At 62.5% G+C, this 429-nt stretch carries 1 protein-coding gene; it reads right to left on the bottom strand.

What is annotated here, in order from left to right; genetic code table 11:
- The coding region (locus J5M71_RS28895; RefSeq protein ID WP_207839113.1) for a LacI family DNA-binding transcriptional regulator at positions 1–393 on the bottom strand (393 nt) is incomplete at its 3' end.
- Positions 394–429: the final 36 nt, after the last annotated feature.

Consider the following 429-nt stretch of genomic DNA (forward strand, 5'->3'; position numbering starts at 1 on the left):
AGTGTTTTCGAAAGGATCGTAAGCGCGCAACTGGAGCACCCCGTCGGCCTGATAGGCGTACACCAGCTCGGCGAATTGTCGCTCCAGTTCTTCCAGGCCCTGGGTGTCGCACAGCAGCAGGCGATAACCGGCCGCCTGCGCTGCTTGCTGCGCGCCGCTGATGACCCGGGCGAAAAAGGTGTTGGCGATGGTCGGCACCAGAATCACCAGATTGCCAGTGCGCTGCGAACGAAACTGCACGGCCATCAGGTTCGGCCGATAGCCGGCCTGCTCCACGGCCGCCATGACGCGCTCACGGGTTCGCGCGAGCACGTGCTCGGGCGATCTCAAAGTTCTCGAAACCGTCGACACGGAAACCCCGGCCAGCTGAGCCAATTCGCGAATCTTGGACAAAACAACCTCGTTGATTCATGCCGCGCAGGCGCGGAG

Source organism: Pseudomonas sp. 43(2021) (assembly GCF_017490805.1).
Taxonomy (GTDB): Bacteria; Pseudomonadota; Gammaproteobacteria; order Pseudomonadales; family Pseudomonadaceae; genus Aquipseudomonas.